Source organism: Massilia sp. W12, from assembly GCF_037300705.1.
GTDB lineage: Bacteria > Pseudomonadota > Gammaproteobacteria > Burkholderiales > Burkholderiaceae_D > JACPVY01.
Genome location: NZ_CP147776.1, coordinates 6005824 through 6026352, shown reverse-complemented (window position 1 = coordinate 6026352; position 20529 = coordinate 6005824). Strand labels below are relative to the sequence as shown.

Genomic DNA, 20529 nt, shown 5'->3' with positions numbered 1-20529 from the left:
AATACAATGCGCGCCAGGATTAGCGCGCACACAAGCCGGAAATTGTATCGCAGAAAAAGACGAACCGCAAGATGCAGCCCATCATTTTCCGGGCGACATCCTGCCGGATGTCTTCCAAAATCCGGAAAAACGGCACAACGAAACGGCGCAGGCAAAAGCCGGCGCCGGCATGAGAATTACTGCAGCTTGATTTCCACGTCCACGCCAGCCGGCAGATCCAGCTTCATCAGCGCGTCAACCGTTTTATCGGTCGGATCGACGATATCCATCAGACGCTGATGCGTACGGATTTCAAATTGATCACGGGAGGTTTTGTTAACGTGCGGGGAACGCAGCACGTCATAGCGCTGAATGCGGGTCGGCAGCGGAACCGGGCCTTTAACCACAGCACCGGTGCGCTTGGCGGTATCGACGATTTCCAGAGCGGATTGGTCGATCAGTTTGTAGTCAAAAGCCTTCAGGCGAATGCGGATTTTTTGATTCGGTGCAGACATGATTTTCCTCAAAGAACGAACTGCAGCGGGCGCTGCAGCATTTTTTCAGATAAGCCCGCAATTCTACAATGAAAAAAGGCTGCCCGCAAGCAGCCTTTTTCAGTTTCTGCGCCCGCATAGGCGCAGCAACGATATTACTCGATGATCTTGGCAACCACGCCGGCGCCAACGGTACGGCCGCCTTCACGGATTGCGAAACGCAGACCCTCTTCCATCGCGATCGGGTTGATCAGGGTAACAGTGATACCCACGTTGTCACCCGGCATCACCATTTCTTTACCTTCCGGCAACTGGATGGCGCCAGTCACGTCGGTGGTGCGGAAATAGAACTGCGGACGGTAGTTCGAGAAGAACGGGGTGTGACGACCACCTTCGTCTTTCGACAGCACGTACACTTCGCTGGTGAACTTGGTGTGCGGAGTGATCGAACCCGGCTTGGCCAGCACTTGACCACGCTCCACGTCTTCACGCTTGGTGCCGCGCAGCAGCAGACCAACGTTGTCGCCAGCTTGACCTTGATCCAGCAGCTTGCGGAACATTTCCACGCCGGTGCAAGTGGTTTTGGCGGTGTCGCGGATACCCACGATTTCGATTTCTTCGCCGACTTTGATGATGCCGCGCTCCACACGACCGGTCACCACGGTGCCACGGCCAGAGATCGAGAACACGTCTTCAACCGGCATCAGGAATGCGCCGTCAACAGCACGTTCCGGTTGCGGAATGTAGGAGTCCAGAGCGTTGCCCAGTTCGATGATCTTGGCTTCCCACTTGGCATCACCTTCCAGAGCCGGACGCGCCGCGCCACGGATCACCGGCAGATCGTCGCCCGGGAAGTCGTACTTGGACAGCAACTCGCGCACTTCCATTTCGACCAGTTCCAGCAGCTCTTCATCATCAACCAGATCGCACTTGTTCAGGAACACGATGATGTAAGGCACGCCCACCTGACGGGCCAGCAGGATGTGCTCACGGGTTTGCGGCATCGGGCCGTCAGTAGCAGCCACCACCAGGATTGCGCCGTCCATCTGCGCAGCGCCGGTAATCATGTTCTTGATGTAGTCGGCGTGGCCCGGGCAGTCAACGTGAGCGTAGTGACGGCCAGCGGTTTCGTATTCGATGTGAGCGGTGTTGATGGTGATGCCGCGCGCTTTTTCTTCCGGCGCTGCGTCAATCTTGTCAAACTCGGTTGCAGTGCCGCCATAGGTCTTGGCCAGCACAGCGGAGATTGCCGCGGTCAGCGTGGTTTTACCATGATCGACGTGGCCAATCGTGCCGACATTGACGTGCGGTTTATTCCGCTCAAATTTCTCTTTTGCCATTTTGATTTCCTCAATCAGTTTGTATCAGATTTTATGATGCCCCGGCCTGGATCTCAGGCCGGGGCGTATGCATTACTTGGCGCGTGCGCTGACGATTGCGTCGATCACGTTCTTCGGCGCTTCAGCGTAGTGCTTGAATTCCATGGTGTAGGTTGCACGACCCTGGGTTGCGGAACGCAGCGAGGTCGAGTAACCGAACATTTCGGACAAAGGCACTTCGGCTTTGATGATCTTGCCGCCGCCGCCCGAGATTTCATCCATGCCCTGCACCATACCGCGACGGGACGACAGATCGCCCATCACCGTACCGGCGTAGTCTTCCGGGGTTTCAACTTCCACCGCCATCATCGGCTCCAGAATCACCGGCGAAGCGCGACGGCAACCTTCTTTGAACGCCATCGAGCCGGCCATGCGGAACGCGTTTTCGTTCGAGTCCACGTCATGGTAAGAACCGAAGAACAGGGTGACTTTCACGTCCACCACCGGATAACCCGCCATCACACCCGAGGTCAGGGTTTCGCGCACGCCTTTTTCCACCGCCGGGATAAATTCGCGCGGCACCACGCCACCCTTGATCGCGTCCACAAATTCAAAGCCCTTGCCCGGCTCTTGCGGTTCGATCTTCAGCACCACGTGACCATATTGACCTTTACCGCCGGACTGCTTGACGAACTTGCCTTCCACTTCGTCGCATGCCTTGCGGATGGTTTCACGATAAGCCACCTGCGGCTTGCCGACGGTCGCTTCGACGTTGAATTCACGGCGCATACGATCCACCAGAATTTCCAGATGCAGCTCGCCCATGCCGGAAATAATGGTTTGGCCGGATTCTTCATCGCTGCGCACGCGGAAAGACGGATCTTCCTGCGCCAAACGGTTCAGTGCAATACCCATCTTCTCCTGGTCAGCCTTGGTCTTCGGCTCAACCGCCTGAGAAATCACAGGCTCCGGGAACACCATGCGTTCCAGAGTGATGATCGAAGCCGGGTCGCACAGGGTGTCGCCAGTGGTGGCGTCTTTCAGACCCACCGCCGCTGCGATGTCGCCAGCGCGCACTTCCTTGATTTCTTCGCGCTGATTCGCATGCATCTGCAGAATACGGCCCAGGCGCTCCTTCTTGTTCTTCACCGGGTTGAACACGGTGTCGCCCGAGGAAACCATGCCTGAATACACGCGGAAGAAGATCAATTGACCAACGAACGGATCGGTCATGATCTTGAACGCCAGCGCCGAGAATTTCTCGTCGTCACGTGCTTCACGCGAAGCCGGCTCTTCGTCTTCATTCGTGCCGGACACCGGCGGAATGTCGATCGGCGACGGCAGGTATTCAATCACAGCGTCCAACATCGCTTGCACGCCCTTGTTCTTGAACGCGGTGCCGCACAGCATCGGCACGATTTCGCCGCCGATGGTGCGTTGACGCAGCGCGGTCTTGATTTCTTCTTCCGACAAGCCGCCTTCTTCCAGGTACTTGTTCATCAGCTCTTCATTGGCTTCAGCAGCGGCTTCCACCATTTTTTCGCGCCATTCATCAGCCAGACCTTGCAGCTCAGCCGGGATATCGCGGTAGTCGAACTTCATGCCTTGGGAAGCGTCATCCCAAATGATGGCTTTCATCTTGACCAGATCGATCACGCCCAGGAAGTTTTCTTCCGCGCCGATCGGCACCTGGATCGGCACCGGGTTGGCTTTCAGGCGGCTGCGCATTTGCTCGTACACTTTGAAGAAGTTGGCGCCGGTACGGTCCATCTTATTCACGAAGGCCAGACGCGGCACTTTGTACTTGTTAGCCTGACGCCACACAGTTTCAGACTGCGGCTGCACGCCACCCACTGCGCAATACACCATGCAAGCGCCGTCCAGCACGCGCATCGAACGTTCCACTTCAATCGTGAAGTCAACGTGGCCCGGGGTGTCGATGATGTTGATGTGATGCGATTGGAAATTGTTCGCCATGCCCTTCCAGAAGCAAGTGGTTGCTGCGGAAGTAATGGTGATGCCACGTTCCTGTTCCTGTTCCATCCAGTCCATGGTGGCGGCGCCATCATGCACTTCACCGATTTTGTGGTTCACACCGGTGTAAAACAAAATGCGTTCGGTCGTCGTGGTCTTGCCAGCGTCAATGTGAGCGGAAATACCAATGTTGCGGTAGCGCTCGATGGGAGTCTTGCGGGCCATAATCAGTCCTAATTTCTTTAAATGTACAAAAACCGGGCAGCTTTATTACAAAGTGAGCCCGGCCTTGAACGACAGTCAGGCCGCGCCGGCATGCGGCGCGGCAATCCATCAGAAGCGGAAGTGCGAGAACGCCTTGTTCGCTTCAGCCATGCGATGCACCTCATCGCGCTTCTTCATCGCGCCACCACGGTTTTCCGAGGCATCCATCAGCTCGCCAGCCAGACGCAGCGGCATCGATTTTTCGCTGCGTTTGTTAGCAGCTTCACGCAACCAGCGCATCGACAGAGCCATACGGCGCACCGGACGCACTTCGACCGGCACCTGATAGTTGGCGCCGCCGACGCGGCGGGATTTCACTTCCACCAGCGGTTTGCAGTTGTTGATAGCAGCGGAGAACACTTCCAGCGGGTCCTTGCCAGATTTGGCCTGGATGTGATCAAACGCGCCATAAATGATGTTTTCAGCAACCGACTTCTTACCGGACAACATCAACACATTCACAAATTTAGCGACTTCGACATTGCCGAATTTCGGATCCGGCAGGATCTCGCGCTTGGGTACTTCACGACGACGTGGCATTTCAATTCCTTTCGATCTTCAGTTGAGCAGTTTTGGCACATGCTCGCGGGCAGCCCTCATAGCCCCCACTTACTCGACCCGTTTCCGGCCGATTACACATCACCAGCATGACAACCTGGTGAAAATGATTACTTCTTCTTAGCTGCTGCGCCCGGCTTGGCGCGTTTTGCGCCGTACTTGGAGCGTGCTTGCTTACGGTCTTTGACGCCCTGGGTATCCAGAGAGCCGCGCACCATGTGGTAACGCACACCCGGCAAGTCTTTCACACGGCCGCCGCGGATCAGCACAACGCTGTGTTCTTGCAGGTTGTGGCCTTCACCGCCGATGTACGAAATCACTTCGAAGCCATTGGTCAGACGCACTTTGGCGACTTTACGCAATGCCGAGTTCGGCTTCTTCGGAGTGGTGGTGTAAACACGGGTGCAAACGCCGCGTTTTTGCGGGCTGTTTTCCAGCGCCGGCGATTTGCTCTTCACACGCGCGGAAACGCGCGGTTGACGAATCAATTGATTGATGGTTGGCATCGTTATTTCCAACAAAACGGATAGCGTGAACCCGGCACGATAGCCGGGGGCTGAGATTCAAATCCCGCACACCCGCCTGCTGCGCGACAGTTCTGCCAGTAACCCGTAGACAGAATCAATGCAGCAAGCCGATTTTTGGGAACTCGCGATTCTATCCTCACCTGCCAGGTCCGTCAAGGAAATTGCGCAGATTTTGTGCAGCGCAATGCGGGTAAGCACAAGCCGCACATGCAGCGACAATTTCTGCCATGCGCCGGGTTTCGCTTTACCAACAATGCCGGAAAATGCATTGCACCATTTTGCGCCACGCCAGCAACTGCGATTATCATATACGCTTTCATTCAGCCTGCGCCCATCCAACTATCATGAGATTGTTCAAATTACTGCTTATATGCGGCGCCTTCTGCAGCCCGCTGCTGAGCGCCGCACAAGCGCAGAACACCTCCAGCGCCAAAGCAGAAAACCCGGCCCCGCCCGCCGCCAAGCCTGCGCCGGTGGATATCCGCGCCTTTTTTGGCATCAGCCGCGCACGCGCCGTATACTCCGCCCGCATTTCACCTGAGGGGCGTTATCTGGCGCTGCTCACGCGCGACAACGAAGGCAGCGACCTGTTGGAAATCCGCGACTTGCAAAACGGCACAGTGCGCCGCATCGGGCAGGAATTCGCCCTCATGATGTCCAATCTGAAATGGATCAACGAACAGCGCCTCGCGCTCACCATGCGGCAGCGCTTAGTAGATGGCTCCGCCAACGCCTTTCTCTTTATGTTGGACGCCGATGGCGGCAACCAAAGCAAAAAGATCGTGCTGGGACTCATAAAGAGTGACTCTTTTAGAGGGTTCAACAGCTTTTGGCGGGTCGATACCGGCAATGAAAACGATGGCGCATTAGTACTGGGTCGCCAGCTTCTGGTCTCTCGCGTGGAAAGCATGGCGCGTAATTTTCTGATTAAAGTGGATCCTTTCACGGCTGAGGAAAGCTATCTTGAACATGGGGTGCGGGTTGCCGATCAATGGGTGCTGGATCAACATCAGGAACTGCGCATCGTGCGTGATAACGACGGCCTGGAAAGCCGCATCCATTACAAGGCGCCGGGAGCCAAAGAATGGAAGGTCATCTGGCGCGGCCCATATGGAACAGAACAGGATATATATCCGCTGGCGCTGGAAAATGATCAACACATGTATGTCCTCAGCGGCAAAAGCGGCTATGAACGGTTATACCGCTTTGATCTGACGCAAGGAAAATTGCTGGAACCCGCGCTGTTTGAGATTCCAAACTACGACTTCGACGGCTCCCTGCGCTTTATGCAAGGCAAGCTGGCCGGTGCGACTTTCAATGCAGATGAAATCAACACCATTTGGTTTGACGCCGGCTTAAGGCAATTGCAAAGCGAAGTGGACGCCCTGCTGCCACAGGGCCGCAAAATTTTATATCCCGCACATAAAGGAAACAAAAAAGCCGTGGTGCTGCAAAGCCGGCCACACGCCCCCGGGCACTGGTGGCTCTACGATAACGGCAAACTCGAAGACCTCGGCAGCAGCCGCCCGGAAATCGACCCGGCGCGCATGGCAAGCAAAGAGTTGCGGCACTTCAAGGCGCGCGACGGCTTAAACATCCCGGTATATCTGACCCGTCCGCCGCACAGCCAGGGACAGCGCCTGCCGGCAGTCTTACTGGTGCATGGCGGCCCGCATGTGCGCGGCGCCAGCATGAGCTGGGATACCGAAAGCCAATTCCTGGCTTCGCGCGGCTATCTGGTGGTGGAACCGCAATTTCGCGGCAGCAGCGGTTTTGGCGTGCAGCACCTTCGCGCCGGCTACCGGCAATGGGGACAGGCCATGCAAGATGACCTGAACGACACCGTGCAATGGATGACGCAACAAGGCTATGCGGATGGAAAACGCATTTGCATCGCCGGCGCCAGCTATGGCGGCTACGCTACCTTAATGGGCTTGATCCGCGACCCGCAACTCTATCGTTGTGGCATAGCCTGGGCCAGCGTGACTGATCTGCAGCTCTTATTTGATCCGATCTGGGGCGATATGTCAGATAAAGCACTGCGCTTTATCGCTCCGGAAATGTTAGGGCACCCGGAAAAAGATGCCGCCATGCTGGCCGCCCACTCCCCCATCAATCTGGTCGATAAGCTGCGCAAACCACTGCTGTTGGCGCACGGCGAAAATGATTGGCGTGTGCCAATCCGGCACAGCCAAAAACTGTATCGCGCCCTCAAAGCCCAGGATGCGCCGGTGGAATGGGTCAGCTACCCCAAGCAGGGACACGGCTGGACCAGCATGCAGGTTGAGCTTGATTTTTGGTCGCGCGTTGAAAACTTCTTAAAGACCCATCTGGCAGAAAGCAAGCTTGACGCAACAGACAAGCCGCCAGTCGCAGCGACGCCAGCAAAAACCGAGTAAGCCCCCCCCCTCATATCAAGGCGGGGAATGGTCCGGGGTGGGCGCGGCAGTAGCGCACCCACCCTGCATAGTTGAAAATCACCCCCATTTTTCACAAAAACACAAAGACACAAATTATCATTCATACTTTCATTACCCTCCTCTCCGTAACATCACAAACACATGATGAAAACTACCCGACCCACACTGCTTTGCAGCGCAGTTTGCTGCGTACTGCTGTCAATATTGCCTGCCGCATACGCACAAAACAGCCCAGCCGCCACGCCGGCCAAGGCCACGCAGATTCCAACCGGACACTTTTTCGCCAGCCATGAAGAAGGCGCCGTGCGCGGTGCGACCCTGGCCCCGGACGGCAAACACACCGCCTATCTGACCCCGGGCAGCAGCGGGCGCTTTGCACTGATCATCGTCGATAACGCGCAGAAACAGGCCAAGATGATCAAACAATTCGGCGATTCCGATATCACCAATTTGCACTGGGTGAATAACAAGCGACTGGTATACAGCCTGCGCGACAAGTCGAACGCCGGCATCAGTTTCAATCCGGGTTTATGGGCCATCAACCTGGATGGCTCAGACGAAAAACAAATCATCAGCCACTCCTGGAACAGCGAAAGCTACGATACCGGAACCAGCCGCTTCAAAGTCCGCACCTTTGACCCCAATTCCTATCTGGCCGCCGTGCTGCCCAATCATGAAAGCGATGATATCTACGTCGTCACATATATCTCGGGGCAAGGCTTTGACCGCTACGAGAAACTCAGCCTGAGCCGGGTCAACAGCAAAACCCTGAGCAAAGATGTGATTCCGCGCCCCGGCAAAATTGATCAATGGCTGCTCGATCAAAGCGGCGAAGTCCGACTGCTTGCCGGCGAAACCGATGGCCAGCGCAATTTTTATTACCGCGCCTCCGCGCAGCAGGAATGGCAACAAATCTGGCGCCAGGCCGCCGCCAGCAACACCATGCATCCGCTGGGTTTTGATGCCGACGGCAAGCTATATGTCAGCTATGCCGCGCCCGGCGCGCGCAATCAAGTCTATCGCTTTGACACGGCAGCGAAAAAAGTGATTGAACCGCCGCTGTTGGCGCTGAAAGACAATGATTTTCATGGTGAATTGCTGTTCATCAAAGGCAAGCTGGCCGGCGCACATTTTGAAACCGATGGCCGCGACAGCATCTGGTTTGATCCGGCCATGCAAAGCTTGCAAAAGAAGATCGACGCCAAACTCAGCGCCAGCAATAATCTGCTCTACCCGGCAGCGCAAGGCGGCCCCTACGTGCTGGTGCGCGCCAGCGCGGACACCATGCCTGTGAATTGGCTGCTGTACAACCAGGCCACGGATGCGCTTGAATTGCTGGGCAATCATTTTCCGCAGATCAAACCGCAGCACATGGCGCAAAAAGATTTTGTGCGCTTTCAAGCACGCGACGGCCTGAGCATTCCGATGTACATCACCCTGCCGAAAGACAGCAAAGGTAAAAATCTGCCGCTGGTCTTGCTGGTGCATGGCGGGCCGAATGTGCGCGGGGTGCATTGGGAATGGGATGCCGAAAGCCAGTTCCTGGCGGCACGCGGATACGCCGTGGCGGAACCGCTGTTCCGTGGCAGCAATGGCTTTGGCCAGGCCCATTTGAGCGCAGGCTTCAAACAATGGGGTCTGAAAATGCAAGATGATCTGGTTGACAGCGTGCAATGGCTGGTGAAACAAGGGATTGCCGACCCGAAACGGGTTTGCATCGCTGGCGGCAGCTATGGCGGTTACGCTGCGATGATGGGACTGCTGCGCGACCCTGACTTGTTCCGCTGCGGCGTGGCCTGGGCCGGCGTCACTGACATGCAACTGCTGTTTCACCCGATCTGGAGCGATATCAGCGACAGCGCACTGGCGTATTGGGTTCCGCTGACGATTGGCGATCCAAAAGCCGATGCCGAGCGATTACGCGCCACCTCGCCGCTGACGCATGCCGCCAACTTGAAGAAACCGCTGTTGCTGGCGTATGGCGCCCTGGATCAACGTGTGCCGATCTTGCATGGCCGCAAGTTTTATAACGCCATCCCCAACCCCAAGGGCCTGGTTGAATGGATTGAATACGACAACGAAGGCCATGGCTGGACGCTGCTCAAAAACAAAATTGATTTTTGGGACAGGACTGAGCAATTCCTGAATAAGCACATCGGCCCGCAGCCAGCGGCAAGCGCAAACTGAGTCCGCACGCTTCAGGCGCATGCAGAATGCGCCTGAGCCTACTGCGCCATTTTTACAAAAATTTTACTTTTCACATATTAAGATTTCGCCAAATCTTCGCCTCAACGCATCCAAGACGATAACGATGAAAACAAAACTGACCGCCCTGCTTTGCGCCGCCGTCTGCAGCGCCTTCCTCAGCACCACCCCTGCCGCCCATGCGCAAAGCGCGCCGGCAGCGGCCCATACCTTGCGAGTTGCCGATTTCTTCGACTGCTGCCGTCAGGGCGCAGTATTGGAAGCGGCGCTTGCGCCGGATGGGCAGCGCCTGGCCTGGCTGACACCGGCCACTTCGGGCCGGGTCGGCCTGGTGGTGATGGACTTGAACAGCCGTGAACGCAAAATGATCAAGCTGTACAAAGACGCAGACATCACGAATTTGCACTGGGCTGGCAGCAAACGCTTGCTGTACAGCCTGGCGGATTTCAGCGTGGAAGGCAGCAAGCAACACTTCAACCCCGGCTTGCTGGCGATTGATCCGAATGGAGAAAATGAACGCAATCTGGTCAGTAATAAAGCCCTGATCGGTGGCGTCACGCAAGCGGGCAATTTCATTGAATTTGGCGAAGCCAGCAACATCAAAAACCGGGTGCATGACGCCTTCAGCAGTCTGGCTGACGTGATTCCCAACTCAGAAGATGTGTATCTGATCCGCCAAACCTACAACCGGATCGACAAATTCAAGCAATACAATCTGCTGCGCGCCAACTCGCGCACCATGAGCACGCGCGAAATTCACCGCCCGGGCAGCCATATTGACGTCTGGCTGCAAGATCAACAAGGCGAATTGCGCCTCATGCTCGGCAATCAAGGCGGCCAGCGCATCATGTACTACCTGCCGCCAGGCAGCGAAAGCTGGAAAGAAGTCATGCGCATGGATGTGGTCAAAAACCCGCTCACGCCGCTCGGTTTTGACGCTGCCGGCCAGCTCTATGTCAGCCATACCGCAGAAGGCGGACATGCGCGCGTGCACCGTTTTGACTTGCAACAGGGCAAGCTGGTGGAGCCAGCCCTGATCGCACTGAAAGACAATGATTTTTACGGCAGCCTGGTGTTTGTGCAAGGCAAGCTGGCTGGCGCGCGCTTTGAAACCGATGGCCGCGACAGCATCTGGCTGGATGAAAAATTGAAAGCCGCGCAAAAAAAAATCGACGCCAAGCTGGGCGACACCAATAATATGCTGTATCCGGCGCCGCAAGGCAGCCGCCATCTGCTGGTGCGCGCCAGTGCTGACATGACCCCGCCAATCTGGTTCACCTACGATATGGAAGCCGATAAGCTGGACTTGGTCGGCAGCAGCAAGCCCGGCATCAATCCCAAGCAAATGGCGCAAAAGGATTTTGTCCGCTACACCGCGCGCGACGGCATGAGCATTCCGATGTATATCACCACGCCGCGCGGGGCGCAGCCGAAAAACCTGCCGCTGGTGCTGCTGGTGCATGGCGGCCCGAATGTGCGCGGCGTGCATTGGGAGTGGGAAGCCACGAGCCAATTCCTGGCTTCGCGCGGCTATATGGTGGCCGAACCGCTGTTCCGTGGCAGTGACGGTTTTGGCGAGAAACACAAAAGCGCAGGCTACCGGCAATGGGGCTTGAAAATGCAGGACGATTTAGTCGATGCCGTGCAGTACATGGTGAAAAACGGCATGACCGATCCCAAACGTGTGTGCATCGCCGGCGCCAGCTATGGCGGCTACGCCACCATGATGGGCTTGATCCGCGATCCTGAATTGTTCCAATGCGGCGTGAACTGGGTGGGGGTGAGCGATATCAATCTGATGTTCGACCAGCGCTATGGCGACATGCGTGATATCAGCCTGCAATACTGGGTTCCGATTGCGATTGGCGACCCGCAGACAGACGCCGACAAACTCAAAGCAAATTCCCCGCTGTACCAGGCCGACAAATTGAAAAAGCCGCTGCTGATGGCGTATGGCGGCAAAGATCGCCGCGTACCGCGCGAACATGGGCGCAAAATGCATGACGCTGTCAAAGCCCACAACCCGCAAGTGGAATGGGTTGAATATGAAGACGAAGGACATGGCTGGTTCAAACTGGAAAACAATATCGACTTCTGGACCCGGGTCGAAAACTTCCTCGGCAAGCATATCGGCGGCAAGAAGTAAGCAGTGGCGCCGCCGAGCGAAATATTGGCCAGCACCGGTAACATTATGAAACAATAGCCGGCTGTCTTTTTTCAACGCCGCCCACCCGCAGTGGGCGGCGGCGCCAACCTGAGAATATCGCGTATGCGTTTACCACTTTACCAAGTCAGCGCCGCCCTGCTTTTCAGCAGCGCCAGTCTGATCAGTTCATTTACCCCAGCCATCGCCGCCAATCAGGCGCCCGCCGCCAGCGCGGCGCAAATCAAGGTTGGCGCCTTCTTTGCTGATCCGCGCTACGCCTCAGTGCAACTGTCGCCGGATGGCAAGTTCTTATCCGCCCTGGCCCCCGACGCCGAGGGCCGTCACATGCTGGTGACGATAGACTTATCGACCATGGCCCCGACCGTCGTCGCCCATTACAACGACGCCAATGTCAGAAACCCGCAATGGGTCAACAGCCAGCGTCTGGTGTTCAGCCTGGAAGAAAAGAAAGACAAGCCGGACGACGCGCGCTATGCGCCCGGCCTGTTTGCCGTGGATCGCGACGGTAAAGACCCGCGTCAATTGGTCAGCCGCGACTACATCAGCAATGCCGGCAGCGCAGTGCAACGCCGCCTGTTGCCGCCGAACACCCAATTCCATTCCGTCATCGCCAATGCGCAAAGCGATGATATTTTTGTGATGCAAGCCGAAGGCGCCTCCAGCATCAAACGTTCGATTTTCAATTTATTGCGCCTCAACACCCGCACCGGCCAAACCAGCGTGATGCAACGCCCGGGGCTGACCATGGAATGGGAAATTGACCACAATGGCGAACCGCGCATTGCCGTCACCACAGAAGAAACCAGCAGCACGGTGCACTACAAAGCGCCCGGCAGCAACGAATGGAGCAAGCTGTACAGCTACGACCATTGGAACAGCCATCACCAAGTGGTGGGCTTGAGCGACACCGCCCTGTATGTGCGTGATGACCAGGGTAAAAATCACCTCTCCCTGTACCGCTACGACCTGCAAAAGCGCCAATTGGATCCAACCCCGCTCCTCACGCTGGACGGCTTTGACTTCTCCGGCAACCTGGTGCAAAACAAACAAGGCAAGCTGCTCGGGATTCACTACGAATCCGACGCTGCCGGCACAGTCTGGCTGGATAAGGCAGCGCAGGAACTGCAAAAGAAAATCGACAAACTGCTGCCCGCCACCATCAACCGCATCAATCTGCGCGAAGGCGCCAAACATGTCTTGGTGCGCGCATATTCAGATGTCAATCCAGGCATGTTTTATTTATACCAGCCGGAAAATGACAAACTGGTTTTGCTGGGCCGGGTCAAGCCGGACATTGACCCGGCGCTGATGTCGAACAAAGATTTCATTAAATACCCGGCTCGCGACGGCCTGGAAATTCCCGCCTGGCTGACCTTGCCGCGCGGCAAAGAAGCGAAAAATCTGCCCCTGGTGCTGATGGTGCACGGCGGCCCGAATGTGCGCGGCGGCGGCTGGTTCTGGCGCCCCGAAGTGCAATTCCTGGCCTCGCGCGGCTATGCCGTGCTGGAACCGGAATTCCGTGGCAGCACAGGCTACGGCAAAAAACTGGAGCGGGCCGGCTGGAAGCAATGGGACTTGAGCATGCAAGACGATCTGGTGGACGGCGTGAAATGGGCCGTCGCCAAGGGCTATGTTGATCCGAAACGGGAGTGTGTCGCCGGCGCCAGCCATGGCGGCTATGCCGCCTTGTGGGGCTTGATCCGCGACGCCGATTTATACAAATGCGGCATCAGCTGGGTAGGCGTATCCGACCTTGATTTGCTGTTCAGCGTGTCCTGGAGCGACTCGATGGAAGAAACCGAAAAACACTGGATGCCGCTGCGCATCGGCGATCCGAAAAAAGACGCCGAGCAATTCAAAGCCACCTCACCGCTGGCGCATGCGCACAAACTCAAGCTGCCGCTGATATTAGCCTATGGCGCGCAAGACGTGCGCGTGCCGATCGTGCACGGCACCCGTTTTTACAATGCGCTCAAAGACCACAATCCGAATGTAGAATGGATCGTGTACAAAAACGAAGGTCACGGCTGACGCTTCTTGCAAAACAATATTGACTTCTGGACCCGCGCCGAGAAGTTTTTGGATCAACACATAGGGGCAAAGGCAGTCAAGCCATAAACACAGATCAGCCGGCGGCCTGCCCCTCCGCCGGCGCCCAACTCTTCATGCTATGAAAAAAATTGCCCTGTTACTGTGCGCCAGCCTGCTGGCCTTGAGCGCTGCGCAAGCGCAAAACCCGGCTGACAAACCCTCCACACCTGGAGCAGGTTTGCAGAAAATCGAAGATTTCTTCGCTTATCCGCGTTATTCAGAAATCCAGCTTTCACCGGACGGGCAATTTTTAGCCGCCTTAGCCCCGGACAAAACCGGCAAACGCATGCTGGCGGTGATTGATTTGAATAATATGCAAGCCAAAATCGTGGCGCACTTCAATGATGCCCAAGTGTTTCGTCCACGCTGGGTGAATAACAAACGCCTGGTGTATTCGGTAACAGAGCAAAACGAAAAATCTGAAACCATCTACCAGGGCGGCGGCTTATATGCCGTGGACCGGGACGGTACAAATGAGCGACAATTAATTTATCGTCGTTGGCGCGGCATAATGGAGCGCAAGATCGCATCCCGCACACTTGATGTGGACCATGATTTTTTCTCTGCCATTCCCCAGGCAGGCACGGATGACATTTACGTCACCCAAGTCAGGAATGAAAAAAGCATCAAACGCTCGACCTACAATCTGGTGCGTTTAAATACGGTCGATGGCAAAGCCACACCCGTGCAAAAACCGGGACAAACCACCGACTGGGTGCTGGATAACGCAGGCCAACCACGCATCGCCATCACCTATGACGACGGCCAGCAAAGCGCCTACTACCGGGAGGGCGAGGACAGCGCATGGCGCAAGCTCGCATCCTGGGACAGCATGAAAGCAGACTTCACGCCACTCCAGCTTGGCGCCGATGGCGCACTGTATGTGAAAGCGCCCAAGCAAAACGGCAACAAAGCACTGTATCGTTTTAATTTACAAAAAAACGCCCTGGAAAAGACCCCGCTGATTGATGTGGATGGCTTTGACTTCAATGGCCGCCTGGTGTTTGATAAAAATGGCCGCCTGCTTGGCGCACACCTTGAAACCGATGCGCCCGGCACGGTCTGGTTCGATGAAAAAATGCGCGCCATACAAGATAAAGTTGACCAGTTATTGCCAGGCAAAGCCAATCGCCTGCAAATTCCGCACGACAGCCCGCGCGTCCTGGTGCAATCCTCTTCTGACACTGATCCCGGCTCAGTCTGGTTATATGAAATCGCCAGCGGCAACTTAAGTCCGGTCGCCAAAACCATGCCGCAAATTGATCCAGCGCAAATGGCGCAAAAAGACTTCATCCGTTACAAAGCGCGCGATGGCCTGGAGATTCCGGGCTATCTGACCTTGCCGCGCAACGGTAAGAAAAATCTGCCCATGGTCTTAATGGTGCACGGCGGCCCCTTTGTGCGCGGCGTGCATTGGCGATGGGAAGCAACTTCCCAGTTCCTGGCCTCGCGCGGCTATGCAGTGTTGGAGCCGGAGTTTCGCGGCAGCGCCGGTTATGGCGCCAAACTCTACGAGTCGGGGAAAAAAGAATGGGGCTACAAGATGCAAGACGACCTGGTGGATGCGGTCAAATGGGCCGTCAGCCAGGGCTATGCCGACCCGAAACGGATTTGCATTGCCGGCGCCAGTTATGGCGGCTATGCCGTGCTGTGGGGCTTGATCCGCGATCCGGATTTATTCCAATGCGGCATCAGTTGGGTTGGCGTATCCGATATCAATTTAATGTTCAACATCAGCTGGAGTGATATCAACGAGGAAGGCAGCAAATATTACGCCCCGGAATACATTGGCGACCTGGAAAAAGATGCCGGGCGCTTGAAAGCAGTATCGCCGCTGCACCATGCGCAAAAGCTGAAAAAACCGCTGATCCTGGCGTATGGCGGCCTGGATCTCCGCGTCCCCATCGTACACGGCACAAAGTTCTATCACAGCGTGAAAGAACACAACCCGCAAGTCGAATGGCTGGAATACAAAGACGAAGGGCACGGCTGGTATTTCCTCGACACCAATGTGGACTTCTGGAGCCGGGCAGAAAAATTCCTCGATAAACATATCGGCCCCAACGCCAAATAAGCGGCGCCAAGTCTTGCGCATCCACCCGGGGGGGAGACCGGGTGCGTAAGCTGGCCGTATAATATGCATCCAGCGCGCAGCATGGGCTGCGCGCAATGCACGATGGAAGCCGTATGAGCCAGCAAGAAGAAAGCCTGATTGAATTTCCCTGTGATTTTCCGCTGAAAGTCATGGGCCCGAACCGCCCTGAATTTGTCACTGACATCCTGCAGCGGGTGCAACAACACGATCCGCAATTCACGCAAGATAAGATCGCCATCCGCCTGTCTTCCAAAGGCACATACCAAAGCCTGACCTTAACCGTGCACGCCACCGACCGCGCGCAACTGGACGCGATTTATCTGGCCGTCACCAGCCACCCGGACGCCAAGTGGACGCTGTAAACAGCAAAGCCGGGCACGCCATCCTGCTGCGCGAACTCGGCGTACAAGATTACGCCGCCTGCTACGCCGCCATGCAAGCCTTCACCGCCGCGCGCACGCCTGAGACGCAAGATGAAATCTGGCTGGTCGAGCATGCGCCGGTGTACACCCTGGGCCTGGGCGCAGACCACGCCCACCTGCTCGCCGCAGACAGCAAGATTCCGCTGGTGCAAACCGATCGCGGCGGCGAAATCACCTATCACGGCCCGGGCCAGGCGGTGGTGTATTTGCTGCTGGATCTGCGCCGCCAACACCGCAGCGGCAAACTGTTTGCGCGCAGCCTGGTGCAGCACATCGAACAGGCCGTGATCAATCTTTTGCAGCGATACGGCATCGCCGGCGAACGCAAAGCCGGCGCGCCCGGCATTTACCTGAGCGCCGCGCATGGCAGCGCGCCCGCCGGCGCCAAAATCGCCGCCCTCGGTCTGAAAATCAAAGGTTCCGGCTGCACTTATCACGGCGTATCGTTGAATGTGGCGATGGATTTGCAACCCTTTTTCCAGATCAACCCCTGCGGCTATGCCGGACTCGTCACCACCGATATGCAAAGCTGCGGCATCCAAGCCGACATGCCGGCGGTGCGGCGCGCCCTGGCTGAAGAATTGTTGCGCCTGCTGTAAGATAGCGGCTTGCCAGCAATACCCGCCCGTTTTCTGTAAAGGCCACCCGTCATGAGTTCTGACTCCAGCAACAGCAGCACACCCGCCGCCTACGATCCCAGCGCCAAGCAAAAAGGCGCCAGCAAAACTTCCCGCATCCCGATCAAAATCGTGCCGGCGGAAAAACTGAAAAAACCGGAATGGATTCGCGTTAAAGCCGCCGCTTCTTCCTCGCGCTTTTATGAAATCAAAGAGATTTTGCGCGCCAATAAACTGGTCACGGTATGCGAAGAAGCCAGCTGCCCGAATATCGGCGAATGCTTTGGCAAAGGCACCGCCACCTTCATGATCATGGGCGATAAATGCACGCGCCGCTGCCCGTTTTGCGACGTTGGCCATGGCCGCCCCGATCCGCTGGATGAGCAGGAACCGCACAATCTGGCCAAAACCATCGCCGCGCTCAAGCTCAGCTATGTGGTGATCACCTCAGTTGACCGCGACGACTTGCGCGACGGCGGCGCCGGCCACTTTGTTTCCTGCATCAATCAAACCCGCGACATGTCGCCCGCCACCAAAATCGAAGTGCTGGTGCCTGATTTCCGTGGCCGCCTCGACAAAGCGCTCGACATTTTCGCCGACGGCCTGCCGGACGTGATGAACCACAATCTGGAAACCGTGCCGCGCCTGTACAAAGAAGCGCGCCCCGGGGCCGATTACGCGCACTCGCTGCAATTGCTGCGCGACTTCAAACAGCGCTACCCGAACGCCATCACCAAATCCGGCTTGATGGTGGGCTTAGGCGAAACGGATGAGGAAATCCTGGACGTGATGCGCGATTTGCGCGCCCACAATGTGGATATGCTGACCATCGGCCAATACCTGGCCCCGTCTGACAGCCATTTGCCGGTGCGGCGCTATGTGCACCCGGACACCTTCCGCATGTTTGAAGATGAAGCCTACAAAATGGGCTTTGAGCATGCTGCGGTCGGCGCCATGGTGCGTTCCAGCTATCACGCCGACCAGCAGGCGCACCAATCGGGCTTGGTGGAAGCGCCTTAACGCAATCTCAAGACGCGCAATGCAGCGCCAGCCCGCCCTTGACCAGCACCGCAGCAACGCTGGTAAAGCCGGCCTCCAGCAAAGCATTGCGCTGTTCTTCAATGGTCATATACAGCTGATCATTCTTCATGCCGTCTTCACCCACATAATGGTCACATACCAGATAGGCCGCGCCGGGTTTTAAAACCGCCCGCACCTGGCGATGCAGCCCGGTGGCGTAAGCCTTGTGCCGCAATTCGTGCACCGCCTGATTGGTGATCACGGCGTCAAATTCGCCCAGCCCTTGCGCCCAATCCGGTTCCTTGAAACTGCGCTCAATAAAACGCACCTGTTCCGCACGCGCGCCCAGACGATTGCGCGCCAGCGTATGCATCGCGGCGGAAAAATCCAGCGCGCTGTATTCATAGGCGGGATTCGCTTCCAGCAAGGCGGCGCACAGAAAACCAGGGCCGGAGCCAAGCTCCAAAATGCGTTGCGCGGAAATGCGCGCCAGTTGCTTGTGAAATTCAGCGAAAAACTCGGTACGCCAGGGACGTACCACCATCGCCTTACTTTCCCACTCGCGCGCATCGTCCAGCTTGCGCAAATCAATCGGGCTGGGAACGTCAATGATCATGTTTTCTTTCCTTTTATAAGGCAGGCGTCCCTGCAGATTTTAAAGCATACATATTAAATGAAGCATGGATGATTTCTGCCGCCAGTGCGGAAATTTGCAATGCGCTATCGTCAAGGCTTACACCCAACCAAACCAGCCCAGCAGCGCGCCGATAGCGAGCAACCACAGCACATGCAAATCGGTGCGCCAGGCCAGCAGCGCGCACACCGCAGTCAACAGCCACAAAGGCCAGTCGCCCCAGGAGTGGCTGTTATTTGCGACCAGGGTCCAACCCGCCGCCAAAATCAATCCCAGTGAAATGGGCGACATGCCAAGCTTGAAAGCGCGCACGCTTTTCAGCTCGCGGTTGGCATGTCCCCAACTAGCGGCAAAATAGCAGAGCGTCATGCAGGGAATTAAAATCCCGCCCAACGCCAACAGCAGCCCGAGCAAGGCGGTGGCGCCATTGCCGGCGTTATAACCGACATGCCAGCCCAACAGGGCGACAAATAGAATATTCGGCCCCGGCGAAGCCTGACCGATGGCGATTGAGGCGCTGAACTGCTGCGCGCTCAGCCAATGCTGCTGCAACACCAGAAAATGATACATCTGCGCCACCATGGTGATGGCGCCGCCAATTGAAAGCAAAGAAAGTTGGAAGAAGTGCCAAAACAATTGCAGCCATTCGGCGCTGCTGAAATTGAGCAAATGATCCGCACTCATCACAGCCGCCTGTACACGGCATAGCAAACCAGCGCGCCCCAGCCGAACAAGACCAGCGCAATATGCAGATGAAACACCGTCATCGCCACAATCGTCACGCCGCAACAGAGCAGCGCCTGCTTGAGGCCCAAAGGATGATTTTTAAGCGCGGGCAGCAAGCGCAAGCCGGTGGCGATAATCAGGGCAGCGCTGGCCGCGCCCATGCCGCGAATCGCCCCGGCCAACTGCGGGAAGGCGGCAAAATGCGCATACACACTGGCCAGCGCAATCAAAATCAAGAGCGGCAAACAAAACATCCCCGCCGCCGCCGCCAGCGCGCCGCCCAGGCCGTGATAGCGGTGCCCAATGATAAAGGCCAGATTGACCACATAAGGCCCCGGCATAATTTGCGCCACCGCCCACTCTTCCATAAATTCTTGCGGCGTGAGCCATTTCTTGCGCTCCACCACCTCCCGCTGCACCACCGCCAACACCCCGCCAAAGCCCTGCACCGCCACCCGCGAAAAAGCGAAAAACAGCTCGCGTTTGGAACGGGGTTTGGGTCGGTCCAAGACATTGGCCAATGCGGAATCAGGTGTGTGGTTCATGTGTCAGCGCTGGGAAATGGGGCGGCTATTGCGCATGGCCCGGAATAGACAGGCTAGCACAGGCGGGAGGGGTGGCGTGGTTTTTATGCACAAGGCAGCAGGGGGGATAAGATTTGCCGCCTTTGAATAGCAGAAGGAAACGCTTGGCCCTAGCCAGCTTTTCTCTTCAGCGTATATTGTGAAAATGCCTCCAACAATGCATCGGTGTCGGGCAGATTGGGATTTTCCTGGCGACGCTCTTCATAGACCGTGCTTAAGTTATCAATCACGCTATCAAAATCCGCGATCAACTCCCCGAGTTCGCCTTTTTCTTCAATGCTCGCATCAGTCCGTACAAACTCGGTCAAAAACCGCTCAAGTGCGCCAACGCATTGAATCGCATGCAACAGTGTGTTGTTTGACAAGATGGTAGCCATGTTTTTACTCTCCCCAAATTTCAATTTTTTTGCAAGGCGGCTTAAGCATTCCATGT

Annotated in this window: 17 protein-coding genes; 8 read left to right on the top strand and 9 right to left on the bottom strand. The window is 56.5% G+C overall.

Going from position 1 to position 20529, the window contains the following annotated elements:
• Positions 1-176 precede the first annotated feature (176 nt).
• From rpsJ to rpsL, 5 genes are all read right to left on the bottom strand, one after another.
• Entirely contained in the window at positions 177-494 is a 318-nt protein-coding gene (gene rpsJ, locus V8J88_RS24790) for a 30S ribosomal protein S10 (RefSeq protein WP_028101676.1), read from the bottom strand.
• A gap of 134 nt (positions 495-628) precedes the next feature.
• On the bottom strand, positions 629-1813 hold the full coding sequence (tuf, locus tag V8J88_RS24785) for an elongation factor Tu (RefSeq protein ID WP_338846969.1): 1185 nt from the start codon (positions 1811-1813) through the stop codon (positions 629-631).
• 72 nt (positions 1814-1885) lie between these two features.
• Complete coding sequence (fusA, locus tag V8J88_RS24780; RefSeq protein WP_338846968.1) at positions 1886-3991, bottom strand: elongation factor G; 2106 nt, start codon at positions 3989-3991, stop codon at positions 1886-1888.
• Positions 3992-4099: 108 nt separating this feature from the next.
• Positions 4100-4570 (bottom strand): 30S ribosomal protein S7, encoded by a 471-nt coding sequence (gene rpsG, locus V8J88_RS24775; RefSeq protein WP_338846967.1) that lies wholly within the window; start codon positions 4568-4570, stop codon positions 4100-4102.
• Positions 4571-4698: 128 nt separating this feature from the next.
• Complete coding sequence (rpsL, locus tag V8J88_RS24770; RefSeq protein ID WP_338846966.1) at positions 4699-5094, bottom strand: 30S ribosomal protein S12; 396 nt, start codon at positions 5092-5094, stop codon at positions 4699-4701.
• Positions 5095-5459: 365 nt separating this feature from the next.
• On the opposite strand from rpsL, the gene V8J88_RS24765 reads away from it, so the two are divergent.
• The 8 genes from V8J88_RS24765 (at position 5460) to lipA (ending at position 18152) form a co-directional block, all read left to right on the top strand.
• Positions 5460-7514, top strand: coding sequence for an alpha/beta fold hydrolase (locus tag V8J88_RS24765; RefSeq protein WP_338846965.1), 2055 nt, complete (start codon positions 5460-5462; stop codon positions 7512-7514).
• A 225-nt stretch (positions 7515-7739) separates the two neighbouring features.
• Complete coding sequence (locus V8J88_RS24760; RefSeq protein WP_338846964.1) at positions 7740-9722, top strand: alpha/beta fold hydrolase; 1983 nt, start codon at positions 7740-7742, stop codon at positions 9720-9722.
• A 124-nt stretch (positions 9723-9846) separates the two neighbouring features.
• Positions 9847-11886, top strand: coding sequence for a prolyl oligopeptidase family serine peptidase (locus V8J88_RS24755; protein ID WP_338846963.1), 2040 nt, complete (start codon positions 9847-9849; stop codon positions 11884-11886).
• A 123-nt stretch (positions 11887-12009) separates the two neighbouring features.
• Positions 12010-13938: a prolyl oligopeptidase family serine peptidase gene (locus V8J88_RS24750; protein ID WP_338846962.1), complete on the top strand. Its 1929-nt coding sequence runs from the start codon at positions 12010-12012 to the stop codon at positions 13936-13938.
• Positions 13939-14077: 139 nt separating this feature from the next.
• Complete coding sequence (locus V8J88_RS24745; RefSeq protein WP_338846961.1) at positions 14078-16072, top strand: S9 family peptidase; 1995 nt, start codon at positions 14078-14080, stop codon at positions 16070-16072.
• 113 nt (positions 16073-16185) lie between these two features.
• A complete protein-coding gene (locus tag V8J88_RS24740) occupies positions 16186-16455 on the top strand; it encodes a DUF493 domain-containing protein (protein WP_338846960.1) in 270 nt (89 codons plus the stop codon).
• Positions 16443-17114, top strand: coding sequence for a lipoyl(octanoyl) transferase LipB (lipB, locus tag V8J88_RS24735; RefSeq protein ID WP_338846959.1), 672 nt, complete (start codon positions 16443-16445; stop codon positions 17112-17114). The genes V8J88_RS24740 and lipB overlap by 13 nt, the downstream gene beginning before the upstream one ends.
• A gap of 51 nt (positions 17115-17165) precedes the next feature.
• A complete protein-coding gene (gene lipA, locus V8J88_RS24730) occupies positions 17166-18152 on the top strand; it encodes a lipoyl synthase (RefSeq protein WP_338846958.1) in 987 nt (328 codons plus the stop codon).
• 7 nt (positions 18153-18159) lie between these two features.
• Here the strand turns inward: lipA and V8J88_RS24725 are convergent, their stop codons facing one another.
• The 4 genes from V8J88_RS24725 to V8J88_RS24710 all read right to left on the bottom strand — a co-directional run bounded on the left by V8J88_RS24725 (position 18160) and on the right by V8J88_RS24710 (position 20473).
• Positions 18160-18768, bottom strand: coding sequence for a class I SAM-dependent methyltransferase (locus V8J88_RS24725; protein WP_338846957.1), 609 nt, complete (start codon positions 18766-18768; stop codon positions 18160-18162).
• Positions 18769-18885: 117 nt separating this feature from the next.
• Positions 18886-19470 carry a chromate transporter gene (locus tag V8J88_RS24720; protein ID WP_338846956.1) on the bottom strand — a complete coding sequence of 195 codons (585 nt, stop codon included), beginning with the start codon at positions 19468-19470 and terminating at the stop codon, positions 18886-18888.
• Positions 19470-20057, bottom strand: a complete 588-nt coding sequence (locus V8J88_RS24715) for a chromate transporter (protein WP_338846955.1) — start codon at positions 20055-20057, stop codon at positions 19470-19472. The genes V8J88_RS24720 and V8J88_RS24715 overlap by 1 nt, the downstream gene beginning before the upstream one ends.
• A gap of 149 nt (positions 20058-20206) precedes the next feature.
• The gene (locus tag V8J88_RS24710; RefSeq protein WP_338846954.1) at positions 20207-20473 is read right to left on the bottom strand and encodes a hypothetical protein; all 267 of its coding nucleotides are present in this window, start codon (positions 20471-20473) and stop codon (positions 20207-20209) included.
• Positions 20474-20529 lie beyond the last annotated feature (56 nt).